Annotated in this window: 22 protein-coding genes; 15 read left to right on the top strand and 7 right to left on the bottom strand. The window is 54.8% G+C overall.

Going from position 1 to position 24,582, the window contains the following annotated elements; genetic code table 11:
- Positions 1–69 precede the first annotated feature (69 nt).
- Genes prpC through prpE form a run of 3 tightly spaced genes read left to right on the top strand, consistent with a single transcriptional unit; the run spans position 70 to position 4,658 of the window.
- Positions 70–1,239, top strand: a complete 1,170-nt coding sequence (gene prpC, locus IB196_RS17650; RefSeq protein ID WP_005127933.1) for a 2-methylcitrate synthase — start codon at positions 70–72, stop codon at positions 1,237–1,239.
- Positions 1,240–1,279: 40 nt separating this feature from the next.
- Complete coding sequence (locus tag IB196_RS17645) at positions 1,280–2,731, top strand: bifunctional 2-methylcitrate dehydratase/aconitate hydratase (RefSeq protein WP_005127934.1); 1,452 nt, start codon at positions 1,280–1,282, stop codon at positions 2,729–2,731.
- A gap of 40 nt (positions 2,732–2,771) precedes the next feature.
- Positions 2,772–4,658: a propionate--CoA ligase gene (prpE, locus tag IB196_RS17640; protein WP_188232284.1), complete on the top strand. Its 1,887-nt coding sequence runs from the start codon at positions 2,772–2,774 to the stop codon at positions 4,656–4,658.
- 100 nt (positions 4,659–4,758) lie between these two features.
- Here the strand turns inward: prpE and IB196_RS17635 are convergent, their stop codons facing one another.
- Positions 4,759–7,836, bottom strand: coding sequence for a beta-galactosidase (locus tag IB196_RS17635; protein WP_188232285.1), 3,078 nt, complete (start codon positions 7,834–7,836; stop codon positions 4,759–4,761).
- A 106-nt stretch (positions 7,837–7,942) separates the two neighbouring features.
- A complete protein-coding gene (locus IB196_RS17630; RefSeq protein ID WP_188232306.1) occupies positions 7,943–9,037 on the bottom strand; it encodes a LacI family DNA-binding transcriptional regulator in 1,095 nt (364 codons plus the stop codon).
- A 154-nt stretch (positions 9,038–9,191) separates the two neighbouring features.
- Here IB196_RS17630 and IB196_RS17625 point away from each other — a divergent pair, with 154 nt between their 5' ends.
- Positions 9,192–9,800, top strand: a complete 609-nt coding sequence (locus IB196_RS17625) for a class I SAM-dependent methyltransferase (protein ID WP_188232286.1) — start codon at positions 9,192–9,194, stop codon at positions 9,798–9,800.
- Here the strand turns inward: IB196_RS17625 and IB196_RS17620 are convergent.
- Positions 9,797–10,747, bottom strand: coding sequence for a helix-turn-helix domain-containing protein (locus IB196_RS17620; protein WP_188232287.1), 951 nt, complete (start codon positions 10,745–10,747; stop codon positions 9,797–9,799). The genes IB196_RS17625 and IB196_RS17620 overlap by 4 nt on opposite strands.
- 18 nt (positions 10,748–10,765) lie before the next feature.
- The gene (locus IB196_RS17615; protein WP_005127953.1) at positions 10,766–11,542 is read right to left on the bottom strand and encodes an MBL fold metallo-hydrolase; all 777 of its coding nucleotides are present in this window, start codon (positions 11,540–11,542) and stop codon (positions 10,766–10,768) included.
- A gap of 406 nt (positions 11,543–11,948) precedes the next feature.
- Here IB196_RS17615 and IB196_RS17610 point away from each other — a divergent pair, with 406 nt between their 5' ends.
- From IB196_RS17610 to IB196_RS17595, 4 genes are all read left to right on the top strand, one after another.
- On the top strand, positions 11,949–12,194 hold the full coding sequence (locus IB196_RS17610; RefSeq protein WP_005127954.1) for a YmjA family protein: 246 nt from the start codon (positions 11,949–11,951) through the stop codon (positions 12,192–12,194).
- An 86-nt stretch (positions 12,195–12,280) separates the two neighbouring features.
- Positions 12,281–12,757, top strand: coding sequence for a cold shock domain-containing protein (locus IB196_RS17605; protein WP_005127955.1), 477 nt, complete (start codon positions 12,281–12,283; stop codon positions 12,755–12,757).
- 431 nt (positions 12,758–13,188) lie between these two features.
- A complete protein-coding gene (locus IB196_RS17600) occupies positions 13,189–13,905 on the top strand; it encodes a YebC/PmpR family DNA-binding transcriptional regulator (RefSeq protein ID WP_005127956.1) in 717 nt (238 codons plus the stop codon).
- 237 nt (positions 13,906–14,142) lie between these two features.
- Positions 14,143–14,595: an acyltransferase gene (locus IB196_RS17595; protein ID WP_149691317.1), complete on the top strand. Its 453-nt coding sequence runs from the start codon at positions 14,143–14,145 to the stop codon at positions 14,593–14,595.
- A 125-nt stretch (positions 14,596–14,720) separates the two neighbouring features.
- Here IB196_RS17595 and catA read toward each other — a convergent pair whose 3' ends face one another.
- From catA to IB196_RS17580, 3 genes are all read right to left on the bottom strand, one after another.
- Positions 14,721–15,398 (bottom strand): type A chloramphenicol O-acetyltransferase, encoded by a 678-nt coding sequence (catA, locus tag IB196_RS17590; protein WP_040232806.1) that lies wholly within the window; start codon positions 15,396–15,398, stop codon positions 14,721–14,723.
- Between the two features lie 150 nt (positions 15,399–15,548).
- Positions 15,549–15,860 carry a putative quinol monooxygenase gene (locus IB196_RS17585; RefSeq protein WP_188232288.1) on the bottom strand — a complete coding sequence of 104 codons (312 nt, stop codon included), beginning with the start codon at positions 15,858–15,860 and terminating at the stop codon, positions 15,549–15,551.
- A gap of 135 nt (positions 15,861–15,995) precedes the next feature.
- A complete protein-coding gene (locus tag IB196_RS17580) occupies positions 15,996–16,808 on the bottom strand; it encodes a DNA-binding transcriptional regulator (RefSeq protein ID WP_040232802.1) in 813 nt (270 codons plus the stop codon).
- A gap of 191 nt (positions 16,809–16,999) precedes the next feature.
- On the opposite strand from IB196_RS17580, the gene IB196_RS17575 reads away from it, so the two are divergent.
- The 7 genes from IB196_RS17575 (at position 17,000) to mhpT (ending at position 24,564) form a co-directional block, all read left to right on the top strand.
- Entirely contained in the window at positions 17,000–18,664 is a 1,665-nt protein-coding gene (locus IB196_RS17575; protein WP_188232289.1) for a bifunctional 3-(3-hydroxy-phenyl)propionate/3-hydroxycinnamic acid hydroxylase, read from the top strand.
- A gap of 1 nt (position 18,665) precedes the next feature.
- A complete protein-coding gene (mhpB, locus tag IB196_RS17570; RefSeq protein WP_155021621.1) occupies positions 18,666–19,610 on the top strand; it encodes a 2,3-dihydroxyphenylpropionate/2,3-dihydroxicinnamic acid 1,2-dioxygenase in 945 nt (314 codons plus the stop codon).
- Between the two features lie 28 nt (positions 19,611–19,638).
- Positions 19,639–20,505: a 2-hydroxy-6-oxonona-2,4-dienedioate hydrolase gene (gene mhpC, locus IB196_RS17565; protein ID WP_188232290.1), complete on the top strand. Its 867-nt coding sequence runs from the start codon at positions 19,639–19,641 to the stop codon at positions 20,503–20,505.
- Positions 20,506–20,514: 9 nt separating this feature from the next.
- Positions 20,515–21,324, top strand: coding sequence for a 2-keto-4-pentenoate hydratase (gene mhpD, locus IB196_RS17560; RefSeq protein WP_155021620.1), 810 nt, complete (start codon positions 20,515–20,517; stop codon positions 21,322–21,324).
- Positions 21,321–22,271, top strand: a complete 951-nt coding sequence (gene mhpF, locus IB196_RS17555; RefSeq protein ID WP_188232291.1) for an acetaldehyde dehydrogenase — start codon at positions 21,321–21,323, stop codon at positions 22,269–22,271. Before mhpD ends, mhpF begins: the two co-directional genes overlap by 4 nt.
- Positions 22,268–23,281 carry a 4-hydroxy-2-oxovalerate aldolase gene (mhpE, locus tag IB196_RS17550; RefSeq protein WP_188232292.1) on the top strand — a complete coding sequence of 338 codons (1,014 nt, stop codon included), beginning with the start codon at positions 22,268–22,270 and terminating at the stop codon, positions 23,279–23,281. Before mhpF ends, mhpE begins: the two co-directional genes overlap by 4 nt.
- A 68-nt stretch (positions 23,282–23,349) precedes the next feature.
- Positions 23,350–24,564 carry a 3-(3-hydroxy-phenyl)propionate transporter MhpT gene (mhpT, locus tag IB196_RS17545; protein WP_188232293.1) on the top strand — a complete coding sequence of 405 codons (1,215 nt, stop codon included), beginning with the start codon at positions 23,350–23,352 and terminating at the stop codon, positions 24,562–24,564.
- The last annotated feature ends 18 nt before the right edge of the window (positions 24,565–24,582 follow it).

The raw sequence follows: 24,582 nt of genomic DNA, 5'->3' as shown, positions 1-24,582 counted from the left end.
GGCTGCGCCTTATCAGGCCTACTCGCACACCCTCAGCACCCTACACATTACAATAATGACGAGGACAACATGAGCGACACAACGATCCTGCAAAATAGTACCCATGTCATTAAACCTAAAAAATCGGTTGCGCTGTCCGGCGTTGCCGCCGGAAATACCGCGCTGTGTACCGTCGGTAAAAGCGGTAACGATTTACACTATCGTGGCTACGATATTCTCGACCTGGCGCAGCAGTGCGAATTTGAAGAAGTCGCGCATCTGCTGATCCACGGGAAATTACCTACCCGCGATGAACTCACCGCCTATAAAAGCAAACTCAAAGCGCTGCGCGGACTGCCCGCTAACGTGCGCACTGTGCTGGAAGCGCTGCCTGCCGCCTCGCATCCGATGGACGTGATGCGCACCGGCGTCTCCGCGCTGGGCTGTACGCTGCCGGAAAAAGAAGGTCATACCGTCTCTGGTGCGCGCGATATTGCCGACAAGCTACTGGCGTCGCTCAGTTCGATCCTTCTGTACTGGTATCACTACAGCCATAACGGCGAGCGTATTCAGCCGGAAACTGACGATGATTCCATTGGCGGTCACTTCCTGCATCTGCTGCATGGCGACAAGCCGTCGCGAAGCTGGGAAAAAGCGATGCATATTTCGCTGGTGTTGTACGCCGAACACGAATTTAACGCCTCCACCTTTACCAGCCGCGTGATTGCCGGGACCGGCTCCGATATGTATTCCGCGATTATCGGCGCGATTGGCGCACTGCGTGGACCGAAACACGGCGGGGCGAATGAAGTGTCGCTGGAGATCCAACAGCGCTACGAAACGCCGGACGAAGCCGAAGCGGATATTCGTAAACGCGTGGAAAACAAAGAAGTGGTGATTGGTTTTGGTCATCCGGTTTACACCATCGCCGACCCGCGCCATCAGGTGATCAAGCGCGTGGCGAAACAGCTTTCTCAGGAAGGTGGTTCGCTGAAAATGTACAACATCGCCGACCGTCTGGAAGACGTAATGTGGGAAACGAAAAAGATGTTCCCCAACCTCGACTGGTTCTCGGCGGTCTCTTACAACATGATGGGCGTTCCGACCGAAATGTTCACCCCGCTGTTTGTCATCGCCCGCGTTACCGGCTGGGCGGCGCATATCATCGAACAGCGTCAGGACAACAAAATTATCCGTCCTTCCGCCAACTATACCGGCCCGGAAGATCGCGAATTTGTCCCGATTGAAAAACGTTGCTAATTCAAAAACCTCTAAAGATAAAAAACAGGAAATGTACCCTATGTCCGCACATATTTCGAACGTCCGCCCGGAATTTGACCGTGAAATCGTTGATATTGTTGATTACGTCATGAACTACGAGATCACCTCGAAGGTGGCGTATGACACCGCGCATTATTGCCTGCTTGATACCTTAGGCTGCGGCCTGGAAGCGCTGGAATATCCGGCCTGTAAAAAACTGCTGGGGCCGGTCGTCCCAGGTACAGTGGTACCGAACGGCGTGCGCGTACCTGGCACCCAGTTCCAGCTTGACCCGGTGCAGGCGGCGTTTAACATCGGTGCGATGATCCGCTGGCTGGACTTTAACGATACCTGGCTTGCCGCTGAGTGGGGTCATCCTTCCGATAACCTCGGCGGTATTCTGGCGACAGCTGACTGGTTGTCACGCAATGCGGTGGCGGCGGGAAAAGCACCGTTAACCATGAAAAAAGTGCTGACCGGCATGATTAAAGCCCACGAAATTCAGGGCTGTATCGCGCTGGAAAACTCCTTTAACCGCGTTGGACTCGATCACGTCCTGCTGGTGAAAGTCGCCTCGACCGCCGTTGTTGCCGAAATGCTCGGATTGACCCGCGATGAGATCCTCAATGCGGTGTCGCTGGCGTGGGTCGACGGACAGTCGCTGCGCACCTATCGCCATGCCCCGAATACCGGCACGCGTAAATCCTGGGCAGCAGGCGATGCGACCTCGCGCGCGGTACGTCTGGCATTGATGGCGAAAACCGGTGAGATGGGGTATCCATCCGCGTTGACGGCGAAAACCTGGGGCTTTTACGACGTCTCCTTCAAAGGCGAATCGTTCCGCTTCCAGCGCCCGTACGGCTCATACGTGATGGAAAACGTGCTGTTTAAAATCTCCTTCCCGGCAGAGTTCCACTCACAAACAGCGGTTGAAGCGGCGATGACGCTGTATGAACAACTGCAGGCGGCGGGTAAAACGGCGGCGGATATCGAAAAAGTCACCATTCGTACGCACGAAGCCTGTATCCGCATCATCGATAAAAAAGGCCCGCTGAATAACCCAGCGGACAGGGATCACTGCATTCAGTACATGGTGGCTATCCCACTGCTGTTCGGACGCTTAACTGCGGCTGATTACGAAGACGGCGTGGCGCAGGACAAGCGCATCGATGCCCTGCGCGAGAAGATCAACTGCTTCGAAGATCCGGCCTTTACCGCCGATTACCACGATCCGGAAAAACGCGCCATCGCCAACGCCATCACCCTGGAGTTCACCGACGGTTCACGCTTTGAAGAAGTGGTGGTGGAATATCCTATCGGCCACGCGCGTCGTCGTACTGACGGCATGCCGAAACTGGTCGAAAAATTCAAAATCAACCTGGCGCGTCAGTTCCCGACCCGTCAGCAGCAGCGCATCCTGGATATCTCCCTGGACAGAACTCGCCTGGAGCAGATGCCGGTCAATGAGTATATGGATCTCTTCATTATTTAAACCAGCGTGCAGCAAGGCGTAAGTTCAACAGGAGAGCATTATGTCTTATAGCGATTTTTATCAGCGTTCGATTACGCAACCGGAGTCGTTCTGGGCCGAGCAGGCCCAGCGTATTGACTGGCAGCAGTCGTTTGCTCAGGTACTGGATCATCGTCATCCGCCGTTTGCTCGTTGGTTTTGTGGCGGGACGACTAATCTGTGCCATAACGCCATCGACCGTTGGCTGGAGAAACAGCCCGAGGCGCTGGCGCTGATTGCGGTGTCATCCGAAACCGAAGAAGAACGCACGTTTACCTTTCGTCAGTTGTATGACGAGGTAAACGTCGCGGCGGCAATGCTGTTGTCGCTGGGCGTACAGCGCGGCGATCGGGTGCTGGTGTATATGCCGATGATCGCCGAGGCGCACATTACGCTGCTGGCCTGCGCGCGCATTGGGGCGATCCATTCGGTGGTGTTCGGCGGCTTCGCATCGCACAGCGTGGCGGCGCGCATCGACGACGCCAGACCGGTGGTTATCGTCTCGGCGGATGCCGGGGCGCGCGGGGGCAAGATCGTGGCGTATAAAAAGCTGCTCGATGATGCGATCGAGCAGGCGCAGCACCAGCCGCGTCATGTGGTGCTGGTCGATCGTGGTCTGGCGAAAATGGCGCGGGTCGAGGGGCGTGACCTCGACTTTGCCGCCCTGCGCCAACAGCATCTCGGCGCGCGGGTGCCGGTGGTCTGGCTGGAATCGAATGAAACCTCCTGCATTCTCTATACCTCCGGAACAACCGGTAAACCGAAAGGCGTGCAGCGTGATGTGGGCGGCTATGCGGTAGCGCTGGCAACCTCAATGGACACCATTTTTGGTGGTAAAGCGGGCGGCGTGTTCTTCTGCGCGTCGGATATTGGCTGGGTGGTGGGACATTCCTATATCGTGTATGCCCCGCTGCTGGCGGGGATGGCGACGGTGGTGTACGAAGGGTTGCCAACGTATCCGGACTGCGGCGTATGGTGGAAAATTGTTGAGAAGTATCAGGTCAGCCGGATGTTCTCGGCCCCGACCGCCATCCGCGTGCTGAAGAAATTTCCGACCGCGCAAATCCGCAATCACGATCTCTCCTCGCTGGAGGTGCTGTATCTGGCCGGCGAGCCGCTGGATGAACCGACCGCCAGTTGGGTAACCCAAACGCTGGGTGTTCCGGTTATCGACAACTACTGGCAGACCGAATCTGGCTGGCCGATTATGGCGATTGCCCGCGGGCTGGACGACCGACCGTCGCGCCTGGGCAGTCCTGGCGTGCCGATGTACGGCTACAACGTGCAACTCCTCAATGAAGTGACTGGCGCACCTTGTGCGGCAAATGAGAAGGGCATGCTGGTGATTGAAGGGCCGCTGCCGCCGGGCTGTATTCAGACCATCTGGGGCGATGACGAACGCTTTGTGAATACCTACTGGTCGCTGTTCTCCCGTCAGGTGTACGCCACTTTTGACTGGGGCATTCGTGACGACGACGGTTACTACTTCATTCTGGGGCGTACAGATGACGTGATCAATGTCGCCGGACACCGGCTGGGCACGCGCGAGATAGAAGAGAGTATCTCCAGCTATCCGAACGTTGCTGAGGTAGCGGTAGTGGGGGTGAAAGATGCGCTAAAAGGGCAGGTGGCCGTCGCGTTTGTCATTCCAAAGCAGAGTGACAGTCTGGAAGACCGCGACATTGCGCATTCTGAAGAGAAGGCGATTATGGCGCTGGTGGACAGCCAGATTGGTAACTTTGGCCGTCCGGCACATGTCTGGTTTGTGTCACAACTGCCGAAAACACGCTCCGGAAAAATGCTCAGGCGTACGATCCAGGCGATCTGCGAAGGCCGCGATCCTGGCGATCTGACCACCATTGACGATCCGACATCGTTACAGCAAATCCGCCAGGCGATCGAGGAGTAGGGCGTTGCCGGATGGCGGCTTCGCCTTATCCGGCCTACGAAACCGCGCACCGTAGGCTGGATAAGCCGCGAAGCGGCGCTATCCGGCAAAAGCAACGTGGTTAGCGCCAACTCAACTGATAATGATAGCGCCCTGCGCTCAACTGAAATTCCGGCGACACTGAAGGGCTCCACGAATCATCCCCGCCGACGCCCATATGGAAACCGTCAATGTTGAGCCATGTTCCGGCTTCAGGCTGCAGCAGATGGCGATGGCTGGTTTCCATCAGTTGCTTCTGGCTGTAACGGCTGATGTTGAACTGGAAGTCACCACGCCACAGATGCTCCCCGTAGCGTAATTCGCGTGTCCCGCAGCGCAGGCCGTTTTCACTCGGGAAGACGTACGGCGTATACATCTCATCCAGCGTCAGATCCCAACGATCAAAACAGGCAGCGCTCAGGCGATCCGGGTAGTTCTCATGCGGCCCAAGGCCTAACCAGTTCACCCGTTCAGCCACCTGTGCCAACTGGCAGCTCAGACCGATACGCGCCGGGTGCGGCGTTCCACTGGCCACATCGATATCCACTGTAATCTGCATCTCGCCGTGGCCGTCGAGATGGTACGACTTACGGCTGACAAACAGTGTTTCGCCCTGATACTGCCAGGCATGCGCGGTGGTGATAAGGATGCTGTCTGACAGCGCTTCGGCCTCGCATTGCAATAGCCATGGCTCAGCATGGTAATGGCCTGCGGCCTTCCAGCGTTCGACCCAGGCATTAGGATCGATGCGGGTTACTTCGCTGATGCCGATGTCGTTATCCAGCGGCGCGCGGGTAAATTGATCGATTAACGGTGCTAACAGCTGTGCTTTTTCGGCCAGCCAGTATTGCGTCAGTAAGCCTGTACGGCGGCAGAATTCCCAGCGTTTATCACTGACGATTACCGTAAACGTGTCATCGCGGGTCGTCAGCTGTGGCGCTGTGCTGGCGCGAGGTTTAAGCGCCAGACTGAGTTTCTCTTCCAGCTTCCACTGCTGCCAGGCACTGATATGCCCGGCGTCTGACCACGCAGTAGCCTGGGGTTGTTCCACGCGAACCGTCAGCCACAGCTGACCTGCGGTTTCTGGCATCGGGACATCTGGCAGGGTAATCACCTGGCGACCCTGTGGAGCGATATCCAGAACGATTTCTCCGGCGGCCAGCGGGTTGCCGTCCTGGGCAATAGACCAGTGCAGAACTTCGTTATCGCTGCGGCGGAACAGATATTCGCTGGTCACTTCAATCTGGCGTTCAGCGCCCGGCAGTAACGTGAACTGGAAAAACTGCTGTTCATGTTTGGCCTCGTATAACGCCGGGTGTGGGGTACGATCGGCGAACACCAGTCCGTTCATGCAAAACTGACGATCGTTAGGCGTGTCGCCAAAATCCCCGCCGTAGGCGGACCACGGATTACCGTTGTCGTCATATTTAATGAGCGACTGATCGACCCAGTCCCAGACGAATCCTCCTTGCAGACGCGGATACTGGCGGAATGCCTGCCAGTATTTGGCATAGCCGCCGAGGCTGTTACCCATCGCGTGAGCATATTCGCAGAGGATCAACGGGCGCTGCTCGCCGGGCATCGACAGCCACTTTTTAATCGACCATTTGGGGACGGCGGGGAAGGGCTGATCCTGATCGACGCGGGCGTACATCGGGCAAATAATGTCGGTGGCTACGGTATCCGCACCGCCGCCTTCGTACTGCACCGGGCGAGAGGGATCTTCCGATTTCAGCCAACGATACAGCGCGTCGTGGTTCGCGCCGTGACCGGATTCATTGCCCAACGACCAGATGATGATACTTGGGTGATTGCGGTCACGCTGTACCATGCGCGTGACGCGCTGGCTCATGGCGGGAAGCCATGTTGGGTCATCGCTCAGGCGATTCATGGGCACCATACCGTGGGTTTCGATATTGGCCTCATCCACCACATACAGGCCGTAACGATCGCACAGGGTGTACCATCGCGGGTGGTTTGGGTAATGCGAACAACGTACGGCGTTGAAGTTATTCTGCTTCATCAGGATGATGTCTTGCACCATCGTCGCCTCATCCATCACCTGACCGTTGAGCGGATGGTGCTCATGGCGGTTGGTACCGCGAATCAACAGCGGCTTACCATTGAGTAACAGCAGTCCGTTTTCAATGCAAACCTGACGAAAGCCGACGTCACAGGCCTCGGCTTCAATCAGCGTACCGTCAGCGGTATGTAGCTGCACAACGGCGCGGTACAGATTAGGCGTTTCGGCACTCCACAACGCCGGGTGTTCAACGTTGAGGCGCAGCGTAGTGCGTTCGTGATAAGCGCCGCGTTCATCAACAATCTCGCTGCCGAGTGGGGAAGTCGTTTCGGCTGTGAGCGTTTCTCCCTCCCACAATTGCAGGGCTACGCGTAAATCTTCGCTCGCGTTGCCCCCCACTCTGACTTCCACTGCCAGCGTGGCGTGGCTGAAGTCGCTGTTAAAACGGGTATTAATGCGCAGGTCGCGAATTTGCGTTGTGGGTTTATGCAGCAAAGAAACGTCGCGAAAGATGCCGCTCATGCGCCACATATCCTGATCTTCCAGATAGCTGCCATCGCTCCAGCGCAGCACCATGACGGCCAGGCGGTTTACGCCGTGCAGCAGATAATCGCTAAGATCGAATTCAGACGGCAGGCGGCTGTCCTGACCGTAGCCGACCCAACGACCGTTGCACCACAGATGAAACGCGGAGTTCACGCCGTCAAAAATAATGCGCGTCTGACCCTCATCTAACCATGCATCTTCGACACTAAATGTGAGCGAGTAACATCCTGTGGGGTTCTGCGTCGGAACAGAGGGCGGATTGACCGGGAACGGATAGGTGATATTGGAGTAGATTGGCGCATCATAACCGCTCATCTGCCAGTTAGACGGCACGCAGAGGGCAACGGCCTGCGGTAAATCATGCTCAAGCCAGCTTTCTGGCACTGCCTCTGGTGCGACAAACCAGGCGAACTGCCACTCGCCGTTTAACGAAATTCGTTGGGGTGAGGGTCGGTTGTTACGGGCATCATCCACGCAGCGCCAGCTACAAAACGGCGGATGTGCCTCCAGACGGTTTATCTGTGTGACGCCGGGGTTTTCCCAGTCACGGAGCGTCAGTACGGCGGCGAGTGAGTCCGAGCTCAGAGTCATAGCGGTATCTCATGTTTGTTATTCGCTCACAATTTAATAAACATAAGGCGTGCGGTGAGACGCTGTAAAGCCGGGCGGGTTTAATGGGTGAACTGACTCACAGTAATTAGCGTTTACCGGATGGCAGCAGAGATACCTGACGTGCCAGTTGCATCAACGACTCCGCCAGCACCTGAGGCGTGACGGTTTGTGTGGCAGGCGGCAGTACGGTTTTCCGTTCGACCAGCGTGACCGGCAGCAGCAGATTGCCGGGGGCGGACATACCCTGCGTAAGCTGCAACAGCCAGTCAACGCTGGTCTGTCCGAGAGCGGGGAAATCCTGCCTGATGGTGGTCAGCGGCGGGATGTAGCAGGCGCTGTCTTCGGTGTCGTCGTAGCCGATCACGGAGATGTCCGCTGCAACTCGCAGCCCAGACTCGCTGATTGCCCGCATTGCGCCCAGCGCCATTTGATCGTTGGCGACCAGCATAGCGCTTGGAATGATTCCGTCGTTAAGCATGTGCATGGTTTGATGAAAGCCGGACATGGCGCTCCAGTCACCTTCACGTTCTGCAATGGGACGTAGCTGGTAGTGAGCCAGATATTTATGCCACCCCGCATGGCGAAGCCTTGCCGAAACCGAAGTGTGCGGCCCGCTCAGCAGGGCGATCCGCTGATGTCCATGCTGTACAAGATGTTCAACGCCGAGGCGTGCGCCGTCATCATGGGAGAAAACGACGCTATTAATTGGCGCCTGGTCAGAGACATCGAGAAAAATTACCGGCACCGTACCGCAGGCGGCGGCCACGGCAATGGCATCTTCTTCATCCAGCGGATAGTTGATGATAAGCCCGGTTACGCGTTGAGAAAGCAGGTTGTGTACCGCGGCTTTACACGCCTCAACGCCACTGCGCTCAACCATGGCGATCACCACGCTGGCGCCTGACTGGTCGGCGCGGGATTTTATGGCGGCAACGATTTGCGAGGGGGCGTGCAGGGCAAGGTTTGCCGTCACGACGCCAATCAGCGGCGTCTGTTTGCCTGCCAGTTGCTGCGCGACGCGGTTAGGAATGTAATTGAGCTCCGCCATCGCGGCCTCAACTTTTTGTCGGGTTTTTGTGGAAACGTGGCTGGCCTGATTTACGACGCGTGAGACGGTCTGGTAAGAGACGCCTGCATGGTCTGCGACATCGTATAGCGTTACCGGTTTCACGTTTATCACCCCTGTCATGACGTTATCTGCGCGCTATGATGCCACAGCGGGACGGTTTTGGGGGATTTACGCATAGGTTCTGCGAGGCGCATTCCAGGGTTGCGGATCGTGTGCTGGAGGATTTATCGTCGTTAAGCTTAACGGAATAAAAAGTGAGGACATCGTGAGCGACTCTGCGGCAAATAATATTCTGTCCATCTACCGACGCCATGCTGAGGCTTTTTCCCGCCAGCGTTCGCGCGCGCTGTTTGAAAAAAACTGGCTGGATAAGTTCATCGCGGTGATGGGCGGGCAGGGCCATATTGTGGATATTGGCTGCGGAAACGGTCAGCCGATTGCGGGTTATTTTATCCAGCAAGGTTTTCAACTGACGGGGGTTGATGGTTCCCCGGAAATGCTGGCGCGGGCGCGGCACTCTTTTCCCGCACAGCGCTGGCTGGAGCAGGATATGCGCGAGCTGGCCCTTAACGAGACATTCGACGGTCTGATCGCCTGGGACAGTTTTTTCCATTTAACCCAGTTGGACCAGCAAAAGATGTTCCCCATTTTTGACCGGCTCAGTCATCCCGGCAGCGCGCTGATGTTTACCAGCGGCACGGACAACGGCATCGCTATGGGACAATTTGAGGGCGAGCCGCTGTTTCATGCCAGCCTCGCGCCTGATGAGTACCACGCATTGCTGTCGGCGCACGACTTTACGGTGATTGAGAGGGTGATGGAAGATCCGCACTGTACCGGGCACACCATCTGGCTGGCGCAAAAAAGAGGTTAATCGCCGCGAAAAGTTTTACGCCATTCAGCCGGGCTGACGCCGAAGCGGGATTTAAAATGCTGCCGCCAGGTGACGGGCGACTGAAAACCAACTTGTTCGGCGATGCGTTCAACGGGTAACTGACTGGACTCCAGCATGATCTGGCTGCGGCGCAGGCGCTCGGTAATCAGCCATTCGGCCACGCTCGACCCGGTGGCCTTCATAAAATGACGGGTGAGAGTGCGACGACTCATCATCACCCACTGCGCCAGAACGTCGAGATTATGCGGTTCGTGGAGATGTTGGCGCAAATAGTCGAGCAGGGCGTTGATGCGTTGATCCTGGGTATTTTTCGCTACAGGTTGTTCGATAAACTGCGCCTGACCGCCCTCACGATGCGGTGGCACAATCATCCGTCGGGCAATCTGATTCGCCACCGTGCTGCCAAAACGCTGACGGATGACATACAGACAGCAATCCAGCGCGGCGGCGGTACCTGCTGAGGTAATAATGCCGTCGTCATCCACGTACAGTGCGTTGATATCCAACTGGGCCGCCGGAAAGCGCGCCTGAAAATCCTGCTCGAACTCCCAGTGCGTAGCCGCCCGTTTACCATCCAGTAACCCCGCATAGCCGAGGACAAACGCGCCCAGACACAGCCCGACAATCTGCGCGCCGTTTTGTCGCGCGCGGTTGAGCGCATCAAGCAGGCTTTGTGGCGGACGATGCGCGGTGGTGCCCCAGTAAGGGATCACCACGATGTCGGCAGCCTCCAGAGCGTCATAGCCGTGGGTTGCGGTAACGGAGAAACCATCCTGCGAAGAGATGATGCCCGGTTTTTCCCCGCACATCTGCACCTCAAAGCGCTTTTTCGCCGCCATTTTGTCACTGAAAATGATGCACGGCACCGAGAAGTGAAACGGGCTGAAATCTTCCACGGCAACAATGGCGACGTTAAGCGGCTGCATACTATTCCTTTGTAGAAATTAAAATGTCAGGGTTTCACCATCTTCCGGCACGTTGACATATTGCACAATCTGGTTGTCGCGGGCGTACTCTTTCAGTGTCGCGCGGGTCAACAGACAATGGTTAATCGCCTCCATATGGGTCGCCACAATTTGTGCTTCGGGTAAGGTGAAGTGGGTTTTCAGCACATCTTCCGCGCCCATGATAATTGGGCCAAAACCGATGACGTGGGCAAAACCCGCGTTCAGAACCACCACGCCTGGCTGGAAGGTATGCATGTTGGCTTCCACCTCGTCGCGCCAGACGGTGTCCCCGACCAGATACAGCGTTTTTTCCGCCGGATGCATAAAGATAACGCCACAGGCATCACCCAGGCGCTCTGCCATTTGTGGAATGGCATAGGCGCGATCTGAGCCGTGCTGGCCGCCGGTTTTACGTAGAGTGATAGCGCCGACCACGGTATTTTGCGTCAGCACGGTGAGTTGTGTGAAACCCTGCTCCCGCAGTACGTGTGCATCATGGTCATTTTGCACATAGATTGGTTTGTCTTTCGGCACGATGCGCGCCGCAGCTTCATCCCAGTGGTCTTCATGCAGATGGGTGACGATCAGCGCATCGACATTAAGCAGGGTATCAATGTCGATGGGCAGATCGACGGTTGGGTTGCGAATTTCGGCACGTGCTGTTCCGGCAAAACCCGGATATGCGCCTTTCGCGGCCAGCATAGGATCGACCAGAAAAGTCATTCCACCAAAGGTGATGTGCTGCGTAGCGTTACGGATTTGCGTGATGTTCATGGTGTGCGCTCTGCGTGTTGGGTCAGTGGTGTCATCGTAGAGTGTTATCCAGAAGATGAATGTGGGCAAATGGGCGACTAACGATGGGATTGGGCCAATCGCATCCAGCCTGCAGAGAACGTTATTTATTGCGTTTAATCACTGTCTCATTATCTAAATTAATAAACGTCTACTTTCCTTTTTTCTGCATTATTTAATCTGCAGCTATTATACCGAACTGAATAAAGAAACAGTCATTTTAATTCAGGAGGATTAATTAAATGCGAAGTGGCTCCAGACAATATTGTTGATATATGCAACACATTACAGCCAGGAAACAGATCGCGAACCATGAAATAACAATGCTATCATTCGCCCCAGACGCGGCAGGCAACTGCTGGCACAGGCATTTACCCCGGAGCACCTGATGAACAACGACATTCCGCTAAAATATTATGATATCGCTGATGAGTACGCGACCGAGGCTGCAAAGCCGGTGAGCGATGCCGAACGCGATGCGCTGGCGCACTACTTCCAGCAGTTGATCACCCGTTTGATGAACAACGAAGAGATCAGCGAAGACGCGCAGCAGGAGATGGCAACTGTGGCCGGCGTCGACGCACAGCGTATTGATGATATCGCGGAGTTCCTCAATCGCTGGGGTAACGAGTAGCCAAAGACGGGGCCTGTGTTTTACACTGCGCGCAAATTGAGTAGGTATACTCTACGAGTATTCGGTTTAATCAGGCGGAAACAGCAATGAACGGAACAATCACAACGTGGTTTAAAGATAAAGGCTTTGGATTTATCAAAGATGAAAACGGCGACAACCGCTATTTTCATGTGATTAAGGTTGCTAATCCTGAGCTGATCAAGAAAGACGCGGCGGTGACTTTTGAACCCACCACCAACAACAAAGGCCTGTCTGCCTATGCGGTGAAAGTCATACCCGACAGCAAGTACATCTATATCGCAGGCGAGCGCCTGAAGCTCACGGCAATCAAGTCTTACCTGGTGTACAGCGAAGACGTGCCGGTTGAAACCCGTATCGACAAAGAGAACGCGGTACTGTCTGTCGGCGTGCTGATGAACAGCATCCGACCGAAATCAGACGTGAAGCCTGGCGAAATGCGCACACTGAAAAAGCTGGCGATCACTACCTTCCAGGGCACGACGCTGATCTTCTCGGAAGATGAAATCGACATCGACGAGACGGTGAAGCTGCTGAAAGTCTGACGTCCTTCAGAGTGAATGAATGCCGAAACGCTGCTCTTTTCAAAAGCAGGGTTTCGGTTTTTTTTGCATTCAGTCAGATCGGGTAGGTATGTGGGCACATAAGCTGCTTTGTGTCAGAAGCAGATGTGAACGTTTTATATAAAAAGTGAAAGTGGTACTTTGCCGGGATTATTACTTTTGATTCTCTTGTCTTATCTATTATTGCTGCAGCGCCAGTGTTAAAAATAAAAATAGAAAAATCAGCAGAAAGTTATGTAGTAACTTATCCATAATGTTAATTATTGATGAAATTAAAGTAACACTCCGTAAAGTTTGGATTTTTTTATTTTTCATAGACGAGAATTTACATATGGTGATATAATATGGCGGGGAAAACAGGCAACTTATTAACCTGCCCGTTATGTAAATAAATTTTCGAGGAGACTATTCCAGTGGGACGTAAATGGGCCAATATTGTTGGTAAAAAAACGGCTAAAGACGGTGCAACGTCTAAAGTTTATTCCAAATTCGGTGTGGAAATTTATGCTGCGGCTAAACAAGGTGAACCAGACCCGGAATTAAACACAGCTTTAAAATTCGTTATTGAACGTGCGAAACAAGCCCAGGTTCCAAAGCACGTTATTGATAAAGCTATTGATAAAGCCAAAGGTGGCAGCGACGAAACGTTCATGCAAGGGCGTTATGAAGGCTTTGGTCCAAGTGGTTCCATGATTATCGCTGAAACCCTGACTTCAAACGTTAACCGCACGATTGCTAATATTCGCTCAATCTTCAATAAAAAAGGCGGGAATATCGGGGCGGCAGGTTCTGTCAGCTACATGTTTGACAATACTGGTGTGATCGTATTTAAAGGCACTGACCCTGACCATATTTTTGAAATTTTGCTTGAAGCTGAAGTTGATGTTCGTGATGTCACCGAAGAAGAAGGCAATATCATTATTTATACTGAGTCTACAGACCTTCATAAAGGAATTGCAGCCCTCAAAGCCGCTGGGATTACTGAATTCTCAACCACAGAATTAGAAATGATAGCTCAATCAGAAGTTGAACTTTCACCAGAAGATTTAGAAATCTTTGAAGGACTTGTTGATGCCCTTGAAGATGATGATGATGTTCAAAAAGTATATCATAACGTTGCAAATCTCTAATTATAAAATAAATAAATCTGTCATTATGGCAGATTTTATAAATTGTAAGCTTGTTATAATCAACATGTCTGATAAGATGTGTTGATTATAACAAATAGATAAAAACACTATTGCTAAAAGAAACGCATCAATTGAAATTTCTGGCCTAAACTATCTGATAATAAATGGCAAAGGAGCTCCTGTAAGTTCAGGTCTTCAATACTGAAGCGTATTATCTTGAGTAAGGACAGTGCTGATATGAATATTATTGAAAGTGGTATTCGTGACGTAAAACAAGGTAAGAATGTCACAATAGTCATGCCTGTGAATCTTTATGAATGCGACCTGGGCCATGATGTGTTTGTCGGACCATTTGTTGAGATACAAAAGGGATGCGTCATAGGCGATAGAACTAAAGTGCAGTCCCATACTTTCATCTGTGAGAACGTTACCTTAGGCGAGGACTGCTTTATAGGGCATGGCGTGACCTTTGCTAACGATCTTTTCAAGAGCGGAAGTCCTGACGCTTCTGCAAAAAGCTGGATTAATATTGTATTAGGTAACGCAGTATCGGTGGGCAGTGGCGCCACAATTTTAACAACGGAAATTTGCAGTGGTGCGGTGATTGGTGCCGGTAGTGTGGTAATAAAACCCGTACTGATAAAAGGCGTGTATGCTGGCAATCCGGCCAGACTTTTGCGAAAGTTTTAAGTATTACCCTTGCCATTGCGAACCCAAATTTATGTTCTTCCCAGACCGTTCATGTCGACTCCTCTTGTTTGCAGGCATGGCGACTATTCTTGCTGCTCACGCCATATAAAGAAACGTCTGCTGCATCAGACGTTGCGTTCCTCCGAATGGTGCCGTAGGTCATGACTCATTTCCTGTAGTTCATTAATTAGTCGTGCTAAATGGAATCCATCGCACACGGAGTGATGTACCTGAACGGCGAGAGGTAACACCACTTTCCCATCTTGTTCATAGTATTTCCCAAGAGTGAACATGGGGGCAAAAAAGTTCTGCATGTTCGCAATGTTGATATTAAAACTGGTAAAACTGACCCAAGGGATAGCCGATACGAAAAATATATTTTCCGGAGACTCCCCCTTCGGCCAATAAGAAAGATTATGACAATAGCGTGCAACGTCTTCTGAATAAGTGTTTTGGAAGTGATGAATATTGCCATCGTAGCGGCTCCATAATGATGAAAAAGTCTCAGTTTCATTATGGAAAATGGTATAGCTTGGATGAATTTCATTCCATATGACAAGCTCATTGTTCTTTATGGCCATACGGAATTCAGTATGCTTGTTGACAACTTTAGCAAGGAGGAAAATCATAGTAGGGTAAAATTTCCAGCCAATCTCTTTTATATGTTTTAGTACTGCGGTAATGTCTAACAGAACAGTTTGGTTAATTGTACTTTGAGCAAAAGACTGAAATACCTCAAAATGCTCTCTCCTTGGCCAACGAGACAAGTCAACAGTCGTATATTCTGGAGTCGTTTTTTTCACTTTTTATCCTTTGATTTGCAATCAAATATCATATTTTGGCCTAAGTCTTTCTATGACGTAATCAAGTTGCATGTCCCGAAGCATGTTACCAGCGAACGCATTTTTTAGAGAGTAGCGTATCCTTATACAGGAGGAAAGATTAAAGCCTCTTCACAAGAGACTTTGAGCCCCTGGATTTACGATGTCATTCATCAATATGTAACGTGCTTCTTTGCGCGTGTATTGATCGATTAACGGCACAAGTCGTCTGAAATGCTCACTCGCACAATGTTCATCGAGCGCCGCGTGGTTTGGCCATTCTTCGATGAAAATAAAATGGCCCGGATCTTTTTCATCAATATAGAGGTCATAAGCAATGCAGCGCGGTTCTTTCCTGGTGGCCGATATTAGCTCACGATACAACGGGAGAACGGTTTCAATATACTCAGGTTTGATGAAATCCTCGGCAATGACCTTTAACATGCAGCCTCCTGGCAAAAAATGAATGCACACTCTGCGATGAAGATATCATTAAAGCAAGATGACACCGCGTGATATCGGCTGATGAGTGAGTCATCCCAACTATCAATCAGATGATGCGCATAACTGTGATCCACCTCACCTCCCGGCAACCAAAATCTCCTGTGACTCGACGCCGTCCTCTATCTGTTTTGCCACCTTTTGTAAGGCTGGAAGATGTTTTTCCGCAGCCTGTTCGATGGTCATCGCGCTGGCCATATACACCAGGTTCAGGCAGCCGATCACCCGCTGTTCACTGCGAATGGGGACGGCGATGGAGGCGATTTTTTCCTCCTGATCCCAGCCGCGATAGTTCTGGCCAAAGCCGTCTTTCCGCGCGCGGGTCAGGATGGCATTGAGCTTCAGTGGCTCGCGCGCCAACTGGAATTCTTCTCCGGGTCGTGAGGCCAGCATTTCAATCAGTTCCTGACGTTCATTCTCCGGGCTAAATGCCAGCCAGGTCAGGCCGGAGGCGGTTTTCAGCAGCGGCAATCGACGCCCGACCATCGCCCGGTGAAACGATAAGCGGCTGAAGCGGTGGGTGGTTTCACGCACCACCATGGCGTCCACATCCAGCGTGGAAACGTCGGTCGGCCAGATCACCTCGCGCAGCAAATCTCCCAGCAGCGGGGCAGCCAGCGCAGAAATCCACTGCTCGTCACGAAATCCCTCACTGAGCTGGCGGACTTTAATGGTTAAACGAAAGCTGTCATCGGACAGGCTGCGTCGGACGTAACCTTCATCCTGCAACGTTTCCAGCAGTCGCCTGACCGTAGTGCGGTGCAGGCCGCTCAGTTCAGCCAGCAGGCCAACGCTGGCTCCGCCATCGAGCCGGTTTAACATATTTAATAACATTAATCCGCGCGTTAATCCGCGTACGGTTTTGTATTCGGTACCGTCGTCATTTTTCATATTTATTGACAAATCTACAGGTAAAACAACGTTGTGCACTTAGTGCACATCCAGGCATGTTTTGATTGTAGCGCAAAAACTCATTCCTATACTGACCGCACAATAAAAAATTATTTACATCTTTTTAACAAAACGAATTGCGCCTCGCCAGGGTCTGCAATTGCGTTTTGTCCGAGTAGTGAGGTTCTGAAATGACAACGATAAACCCGGATATCCAACCCGCTGTACAGCACACTGTACAGGTAGCGATTGCCGGAGCCGGTCCGGTTGGGCTGATGATGGCCAACTATCTGGGCCAGATGGGCATTGAGGTACTGGTGGTGGAGAAACTCGACAAACTGATCGACTATCCCCGTGCCATCGGCATTGACGATGAAGCGCTGCGCACCATGCAGTCCGTCGGTCTGGTCGAAAACGTGCTACCGCATACCACGCCATGGCACGCGATGCGCTTTCTTACGCCGAAAGGCCGCTGCTTTGCCGATATCCAGCCGATGACCGACGAATTTGGCTGGTCGCGGCGCAACGCGTTTATTCAGCCACAGGTGGACGCGGTGATGCTGGAAGGGCTGTCGCGTTTTCCCAACGTGCGCTGCCTGTTTTCCCGCGAACTGGAAGCCTTCAGCCAACAGAACGGTGAAGTAACGCTGAATCTGAAAGCCCCGGACGGCCCACGCGAAACGGTGAAAGCCCAGTGGCTGGTGGCCTGCGACGGCGGCGGTAGCAACGTCAGACGGTCGCTGAATGTGCCATTTGAAGGAAAAACCGCGCCAAATCAGTGGATTGTGGTGGATATCGCCAACGATCCGCTCAGCACGCCGCATGTGTATCTGTGCTGCGATCCGGTGCGTCCGTATGTCTCCGCCGCGCTGCCGCACGCGGTGCGCCGCTTTGAATTTATGGTGATGCCGGGAGAAACCGAAGCGCAGCTCAGCGAGCCGCAAAATATGCGCCAGCTGTTGAGCAAAGTATTGCCGAACCCGGATAACGTTGAGCTGATCCGCCAGCGTGTGTATACCCATAACGCCCGCCTGGCCGAACGTTTTCGCATTGACCGTGTGCTGCTGGCCGGCGACGCGGCGCACATTATGCCGGTCTGGCAGGGGCAGGGGTACAACAGCGGCATGCGCGATGCTTTCAATCTGGCGTGGAAACTGGCGCTGGTAATTAACGGCAAAGCCGGAGATGCGCTGCTGGATACCTACCAGCAGGAACGCCGCGACCACGCCAAAGCGATGATCGATCTCTCCGTGACCGCAGGCAACGTACTGGCACCGCCGAAACGCTGGCACGGCGCGGTGCGCGACGGAGTCTCCTGGTTGTTGAACTACCTTCCACCGGTCAAACGCTACTTCCTTGAAATGCGTTTTAAACCGATGCCGCAATACCACTCCGGGGCGCTGGTGCGTGAGGGCGACGCGAAAACTTCTCCGGTCGGCAAGATGTTTATCCAGCCGAAGGTGACGCTGGAAACCGGCGACGTGACGCTGCTCGATAACGTTATTGGGCCGAATTTCGCGGTGATTAGCTGGGGTTGTAACCCGCGGTGGGGCATGAGCGAGGCGCAGATCCAACAGTGGCAGGCGTTGGGCACGCGGTTTATCCAGGTGGTACCGGATACGCAGATTGCCACTGCTCAGGATAACCATGACGGCGTTATCCGCATTGGCGATACGCAAAACCGCCTGCGCACGTGGTTTGCCCGGCACAACGCTTCGCTGGTGGTGATGCGCCCGGACCGCTTCGTAGCCGCCATCGCTATTCCGCAAACTCTGGGCAGCACCCTGAATAAACTGGCATCGGTGATGACCCTCACCCGCGCCAATGCCGCTGTTCCCATTGAAAAGGTCGCCTGATATGCACGCTTATCTTCACTGTCTCTCCCACTCGCCGCTGGTGGGTTACGTCGACCCGGCGCAGACCGTGCTCGACGAGGTTAACGGTGTGATCGCCAGCGCCCGGGCGCGCATTGCGGCGTTTGACCCTGAACTGGTGGTGCTGTTTGCCCCCGATCACTACAACGGTTTTTTCTACGACGTGATGCCGCCGTTCTGTTTAGGCGTGGGAGCCACGGCGATCGGTGATTTCGGCAGTGCGGCGGGGGAACTGCCGGTGCCGACGGATCTCGCTGAAGCCTGCGCCCACGCGGTGATGAAAAGCGGTATCGATCTCGCCGTGTCCTACAACATGCAGGTCGATCATGGTTTCGCCCAGCCGCTGGAGTTTTTACTCGGCGGTCTGGATAAGGTTCCGGTGCTGCCGGTGTTTATTAACGGTGTCGCCACGCCGCTGCCGGGCTTTCAGCGTACCCGCATGCTCGGTGAAGCGATTGGCCGTTTCGCCAGCTCGCTGAATAAGCGCGTACTGTTTTTAGGCTCCGGCGGACTGTCGCATCAGCCGCCGGTACCAGAGCTGGCAAAGGCTGACGCGCATATGCGTGACCGTCTGCTCGGCAGCGGTAAACAGCTGCCCGAAAACGAGCGCGAGCTGCGCCAGCAGCGGGTGATCAGCGCCGCCGAGAAGTTCGTGGCCGATCAAAACACGCTGCACCCGCTGAACCCTGTCTGGGATAACCGCTTTATGACCCTGCTTGAGCAGGGGCGCTTGCAGGAGCTGGACGCGATCAGTAACGAAGAGTTGTCTGCGATGGCGGGCAAATCAACGCACGAAGTGAAAACCTGGGTTGCCGCCTTTGCCGCCATTTCTGCCTTTGGCAACTGGCGCAGCGAAGGCCGTTATTACCGCCCGATCCCAGAGTGGATCGCCGGATTCGGCTCCCTGAGCGCTACCACACAGAACTGAAACAGAACTGAACATGCAGGAGAAAACCATGACTTACCAACCGCAAACCGAAGCCGCGACCAGTCGTTTCCTGGAGGTACAAGAAGCTGGTGAAACGCTACGCGTGCATATCAATGACTGTGGGCAGGGCGAAGAAACCGTTGTGCTGCTGCATGGCTCCGGTCCAGGCGCGACCGGCTGGGCGAACTTCAGCCGCAATATTGATCCGCTGGTGCAGGCCGGATACCGGGTGATCCTGCTGGATTGTCCTGGCTGGGGAAAAAGCGATGGGATCGTTAACCGCAGTTCACGATCGGATCTCAACGCCCGCATCCTGAAAAGCGTGGTCGATCAGTTGGATATTCAGAAAGTCCACCTGCTGGGCAACTCGATGGGCGGCCACAGTTCCGTGGCATTCACCCTGAGCTGGCCGGAGCGCGTGGGCAAGCTGGTGCTGATGGGCGGCGGGACGGGCGGTATGAGCCTGTTTACGCCGATGCCGACCGAAGGAATCAAGCGCCTGAATCAGCTGTACCGCGAGCCAACCATCGAGAACCTGAAGCTGATGATGGAGATCTTTGTCTTTGATACTAGCGATCTCACCGAGGCGCTGTTTGAAGCGCGTCTGAACAATATGCTGTCGCGTCGCGATCACCTGGAAAACTTTGTGAAAAGCCTCGAAGCCAACCCGAAACAGTTCCCGGATTTCAGCCCGCGCCTGGGGGAAATTAAAGCCCAAACTCTGATTGTCTGGGGACGCAATGACCGCTTCGTGCCGATGGATGCTGGTCTGCGCCTGCTCTCCGGAATTGCCGGTTCTGAGCTGCATATCTACCGCGACTGCGGGCACTGGGCGCAGTGGGAGCATGCGGATGCCTTTAACCAGCTGGTGCTGAACTTCCTCGCACGCCCTTAAGGAACGGACATGACGAATCATAATCTTGAGCAGCTGGCCGCCGATTTACGTCAGGCTGAAGAAAAAGGGGAAGCTATCGCCCCACTGCGTGAATTGATTGGTGTGGATAACGCCGAAGCGGCCTACGCCATTCAACGCATCAACGTGCAGTATGAAGTGGCGCGCGGGCGTCGCGTGGTCGGGCGCAAAGTAGGGCTGACACACCCGAAAGTGCAGCAGCAGCTTGGCGTCGATCAGCCGGACTTCGGTACGCTGTTTGCCGACATGTGCTACGGCGATAACGACACCATTGCGTTTGAGCGCGTGCTGCAACCGCGTATTGAAGCGGAAATCGCGCTGGTGCTGAACCGCGATCTGCCCAATGCCGACACTACTTTTGACGAGCTGTATAACGCCATCGAGTGGGTGCTGCCCGCGCTGGAAGTGGTCGGCAGCCGTATCCGTGACTGGTCAATCAAGTTTGTTGATACCGTGGCGGATAACGCCTCCTGCGGGGTGTATGTGGTCGGCGGCCCGGCACAGCGTCCGGCAGGATTAGATCTGAAAAGCTGCGCGATGAAAATGACGCGCAACAACGAAGAGGTTTCCAGCGGACGCGGCAGCGAATGCCTGGGACATCCGATCAACGCCGCCGTCTGGCTGGCGCGCAAAATGGCCAGCCTCGGCGAGCCGCTGCGTGCCGGAGATATCATTCTCACCGGCGCGTTAGGCCCGATGGTGGCGGTGAATGCGGGCGATCGTTTCGAGGCCCATATCGACGGTATTGGTTCAGTTGCCGCCACTTTTTCAGCGGCGGTTACAAAAGGAAGTCAGTCATGAGTAAGCGTAAAGTCGCCATTATCGGCTCCGGCAACATCGGTACCGATTTGATGATAAAAATTCTGCGTCACGGGAAGCATCTGGAAATGGCGGTGATGGTCGGTATCGATCCAGAATCTGATGGTCTGGCGCGTGCCCGACGCATGGGCGTTGCCACCACCCATGAAGGGGTGACAGGGCTTATCGCCATGCCGGAATTCGCCGACATCGACATTGTTTTTGATGCCACCAGCGCAGGCGCACATGTGAAGAACGACGCCGCGCTGCGCGCCGTTAAACCAGCGATCCGCCTGATCGACCTGACGCCCGCGGCAATCGGCCCGTACTGCGTGCCTGTGGTGAATCTGGAGGCCAACGTTGATCAGCAGAACGTTAATATGGTGACCTGCGGCGGGCAGGCGACTATCCCAATGGTGGCGGCAGTTTCTCGCGTGGCAAAAGTGCATTACGCCGAAATTATCGCCTCGATAGCCAGTAAATCTGCGGGTCCAGGCACGCGCGCTAATATCGATGAGTTTACCGAAACCACCTCGAAGGCGATTGAAGTGGTTGGCGGCGCGGCAAAAGGTAAAGCGATTATCGTCCTTAATCCAGCCGAGCCGCCGCTGATGATGCGCGACACGGTGTATGTGCTGAGCGAAGCGGCCTCTGAGGTTGAAGTTGAAGCATCGATTAATGAGATGGTGGCGGCGGTGCAGGCGTACGTGCCGGGCTATCGTCTGAAACAGCGTGTCCAGTTTGAAGTTATCCCGCAGGATAAACCGGTCAATCTGCCGGGCATCGGCCAGTTCTCCGGGCTGAAAACCGCGGTGTATCTGGAAGTGGAAGGCGCGGCGCACTATCTGCCAGCCTACGCGGGCAATCTCGATATTATGACCTCCAGTGCGCTGGCGACCGCTGAGAAGATGGCGCAGTCACTCACTCGTCAGGCAGGAGAAGCAGCATGAACGGTAAAAAACTCTATATCTCTGACGTGACCCTGCGCGACGGTATGCACGCCATTCGTCATCAATATTCGCTGGAAAACGTGCGCCAGATTGCCAAAGCGCTGGACGACGCACGGGTCGATTCCATTGAGGTGGCGCACGGCGACGGTCTGCAGGGTTCCAGTTTTAACTACGGCTTTGGCGCGCACAGCGACCTGGAGTGGATTGAAGCGGCGGCGGACGTGGTCAAGCACGCTAAGATCGCCACGCTGCTGTTGCCGGGCATCGGCACGATTCACGACCTGAAAAATGCATATCAGGCTGGGGCGCGCGTCGTACGCGTGGCGACCCACTGCACCGAAGCGGACGTGTCGGCCCAGCATATTCAGTATGCGCGTGAACTGGGCATGGACACCGTCGGCTTTCTGATGATGAGTCATATGACCACGCCGGAAAACCTCGCACAGCAGGCGAAACTGATGGAAAACTACGGTGCGACCTGTATCTATGTGGTCGATTCAGGCGGGGCGATGAACATGTCTGATATCCGTGACCGCTTCCGCGCCCTGAAAGCGGTGCTGAAACCGGAAACAGAAACCGGGATGCACGCCCACCACAACCTGAGCCTTGGCGTGGCGAACTCGATTGCTGCGGTAGAAGAGGGTTGTGATCGTATCGATGCCAGCCTGGCCGGTATGGGCGCAGGCGCAGGCAACGCGCCGCTGGAGGTGTTTATCGCCGCGGCGGATAAGCTTGGCTGGCAGCACGGCACCGATCTGTATGCGCTGATGGACGCTGCCGACGATCTGGTGCGTCCGCTGCAGGACCGCCCGGTGCGGGTGGACCGCGAAACGCTGGCGCTGGGCTATGCCGGGGTGTACTCGAGCTTCCTGCGCCACTGCGAAGTGGCAGCGGCGCGTTATGGCCTGAGCGCGGTAGATATTCTGGTTGAACTGGGCAAACGCCGAATGGTCGGCGGCCAGGAAGATATGATCGTCGACGTGGCGCTGGATCTGCGCAACAGCAAATAAAAATGATTACGCGGCTGGCAACGTATCAGCCGCGATTCACCTGCATCGTGACCTCTGAGGTACATCTTATGACTACCCGTACCCCCGCATCCTCATCCCGCCTGACGTTGACCGTCGGGCTGTGTTTTTTAGTCGCCCTGATGGAAGGGCTGGATTTACAGGCCGCCGGGATCGCTGCCGTCGGTATCGCCCACGCGTTTACATTGGATAAAATGCAGATGGGCTGGATCTTCAGCGCGGGCATTCTTGGGCTGCTGCCCGGCGCGCTGGTGGGCGGCATGCTGGCCGATCGCTATGGCCGCAAACGCATTCTGATTGCCTCCGTGGCGCTGTTCGGTCTGTTCTCGCTGGCAACAGCGGTTTCCTGGGATTTCTCGTCGCTGGTGTTTGCCCGTCTGATGACCGGCGTCGGGCTGGGCGCGGCATTGCCGAACCTGATCGCGCTGACCTCCGAGGCGGCGGGCCTACGTTTTCGCGGTACGGCGGTGAGCCTGATGTACTGCGGCGTACCGATTGGCGCGGCGTTAGCGGCGGCGCTCGGGTTTAGCGGTCTGGCCTCCGCCTGGCAAACGGTGTTCTGGGTTGGCGGGGTGATCCCGCTGCTGCTGGTACCGCTGTTGATGCGCTGGTTGCCGGAATCGCAGGTTTACGCCCAACAAACGCAGGTGGCTGCCGCGCCGCTGCGCGCTCTGTTTGCGCCAACCACCGCGACAGCCACGCTGCTGCTATGGCTGTGCTATTTCTTCACTCTGCTGGTGGTGTATATGCTGATCAACTGGCTGCCGATGCTACTGGTCGGGCAGGGCTTTCAGCCCTCGCAGGCGGCGGGGGTGATGTTTGCCCTGCAAATTGGCGCGGCCAGCGGGACATTAATCCTCGGGGCGTTGATGGACAAACTGCGTCCGGTAGTCATGTCGCTGCTGATCTACACCGGGATGCTGGCATCATTGCTGGCGCTGGGCGCGGTATCGTCATTGAGCGGCATGTTGATGGCCGGATTTGTGGCGGGGATGTTCGCCACCGGCGGGCAAAGCGTGCTGTATGCGCTGGCGCCGCTGTTTTACAGCACACAGATCCGCGCCACCGGCGTGGGCACCGCCGTCGCGGTTGGGCGTCTGGGCGCGATGAGCGGTCCCTTGTTGGCAGGGAAAATGTTAGCGCTTGGCACCGGAACAGTGGGGGTGATGGCAGCTTCAGCGCCGGGTATTTTAGTGGCGGGCCTGGCGGTATTTATTCTGATGAACCGCAAATCGCAGATGCCGATCCCGGCCAGCGGTGCTTAAGCGCTCATTCGCTAGTAT

The organism is Citrobacter sp. C6_1, assembly GCF_014596835.2.
Lineage (GTDB): Bacteria > Pseudomonadota > Gammaproteobacteria > Enterobacterales > Enterobacteriaceae > Citrobacter > Citrobacter pasteurii.
This window is presented reverse-complemented; position numbering and strand designations above follow the sequence as displayed.

Bases quoted from the DNA above. Each gene is read 5' to 3' on its own strand.
- mhpC (WP_188232290.1), top strand. From the start codon at position 19,639: ATGACTTACCAACCGCAAACCGAAGCCGCGACCAGTCGTTTCCTGGAG.
- mhpT (WP_188232293.1), top strand. From the start codon at position 23,350: ATGACTACCCGTACCCCCGCATCCTCATCCCGCCTGACGTTGACCGTC.
- IB196_RS17615 (WP_005127953.1), bottom strand. From the start codon at position 11,542: ATGAACATCACGCAAATCCGTAACGCTACGCAGCACATCACCTTTGGT.
- IB196_RS17620 (WP_188232287.1), bottom strand. From the start codon at position 10,747: ATGCAGCCGCTTAACGTCGCCATTGTTGCCGTGGAAGATTTCAGCCCG.
- IB196_RS17585 (WP_188232288.1), bottom strand. From the start codon at position 15,860: ATGTTAAAGGTCATTGCCGAGGATTTCATCAAACCTGAGTATATTGAA.
- mhpD (WP_155021620.1), top strand. From the start codon at position 20,515: ATGACGAATCATAATCTTGAGCAGCTGGCCGCCGATTTACGTCAGGCT.
- prpC (WP_005127933.1), top strand. From the start codon at position 70: ATGAGCGACACAACGATCCTGCAAAATAGTACCCATGTCATTAAACCT.
- IB196_RS17645 (WP_005127934.1), top strand. From the start codon at position 1,280: ATGTCCGCACATATTTCGAACGTCCGCCCGGAATTTGACCGTGAAATC.
- mhpE (WP_188232292.1), top strand. From the start codon at position 22,268: ATGAACGGTAAAAAACTCTATATCTCTGACGTGACCCTGCGCGACGGT.
- IB196_RS17635 (WP_188232285.1), bottom strand. From the start codon at position 7,836: ATGACTCTGAGCTCGGACTCACTCGCCGCCGTACTGACGCTCCGTGAC.
- mhpF (WP_188232291.1), top strand. From the start codon at position 21,321: ATGAGTAAGCGTAAAGTCGCCATTATCGGCTCCGGCAACATCGGTACC.
- mhpB (WP_155021621.1), top strand. From the start codon at position 18,666: ATGCACGCTTATCTTCACTGTCTCTCCCACTCGCCGCTGGTGGGTTAC.
- IB196_RS17595 (WP_149691317.1), top strand. From the start codon at position 14,143: ATGAATATTATTGAAAGTGGTATTCGTGACGTAAAACAAGGTAAGAAT.
- IB196_RS17575 (WP_188232289.1), top strand. From the start codon at position 17,000: ATGACAACGATAAACCCGGATATCCAACCCGCTGTACAGCACACTGTA.
- IB196_RS17580 (WP_040232802.1), bottom strand. From the start codon at position 16,808: ATGAAAAATGACGACGGTACCGAATACAAAACCGTACGCGGATTAACG.
- IB196_RS17605 (WP_005127955.1), top strand. From the start codon at position 12,281: ATGAACGGAACAATCACAACGTGGTTTAAAGATAAAGGCTTTGGATTT.
- IB196_RS17610 (WP_005127954.1), top strand. From the start codon at position 11,949: ATGAACAACGACATTCCGCTAAAATATTATGATATCGCTGATGAGTAC.
- prpE (WP_188232284.1), top strand. From the start codon at position 2,772: ATGTCTTATAGCGATTTTTATCAGCGTTCGATTACGCAACCGGAGTCG.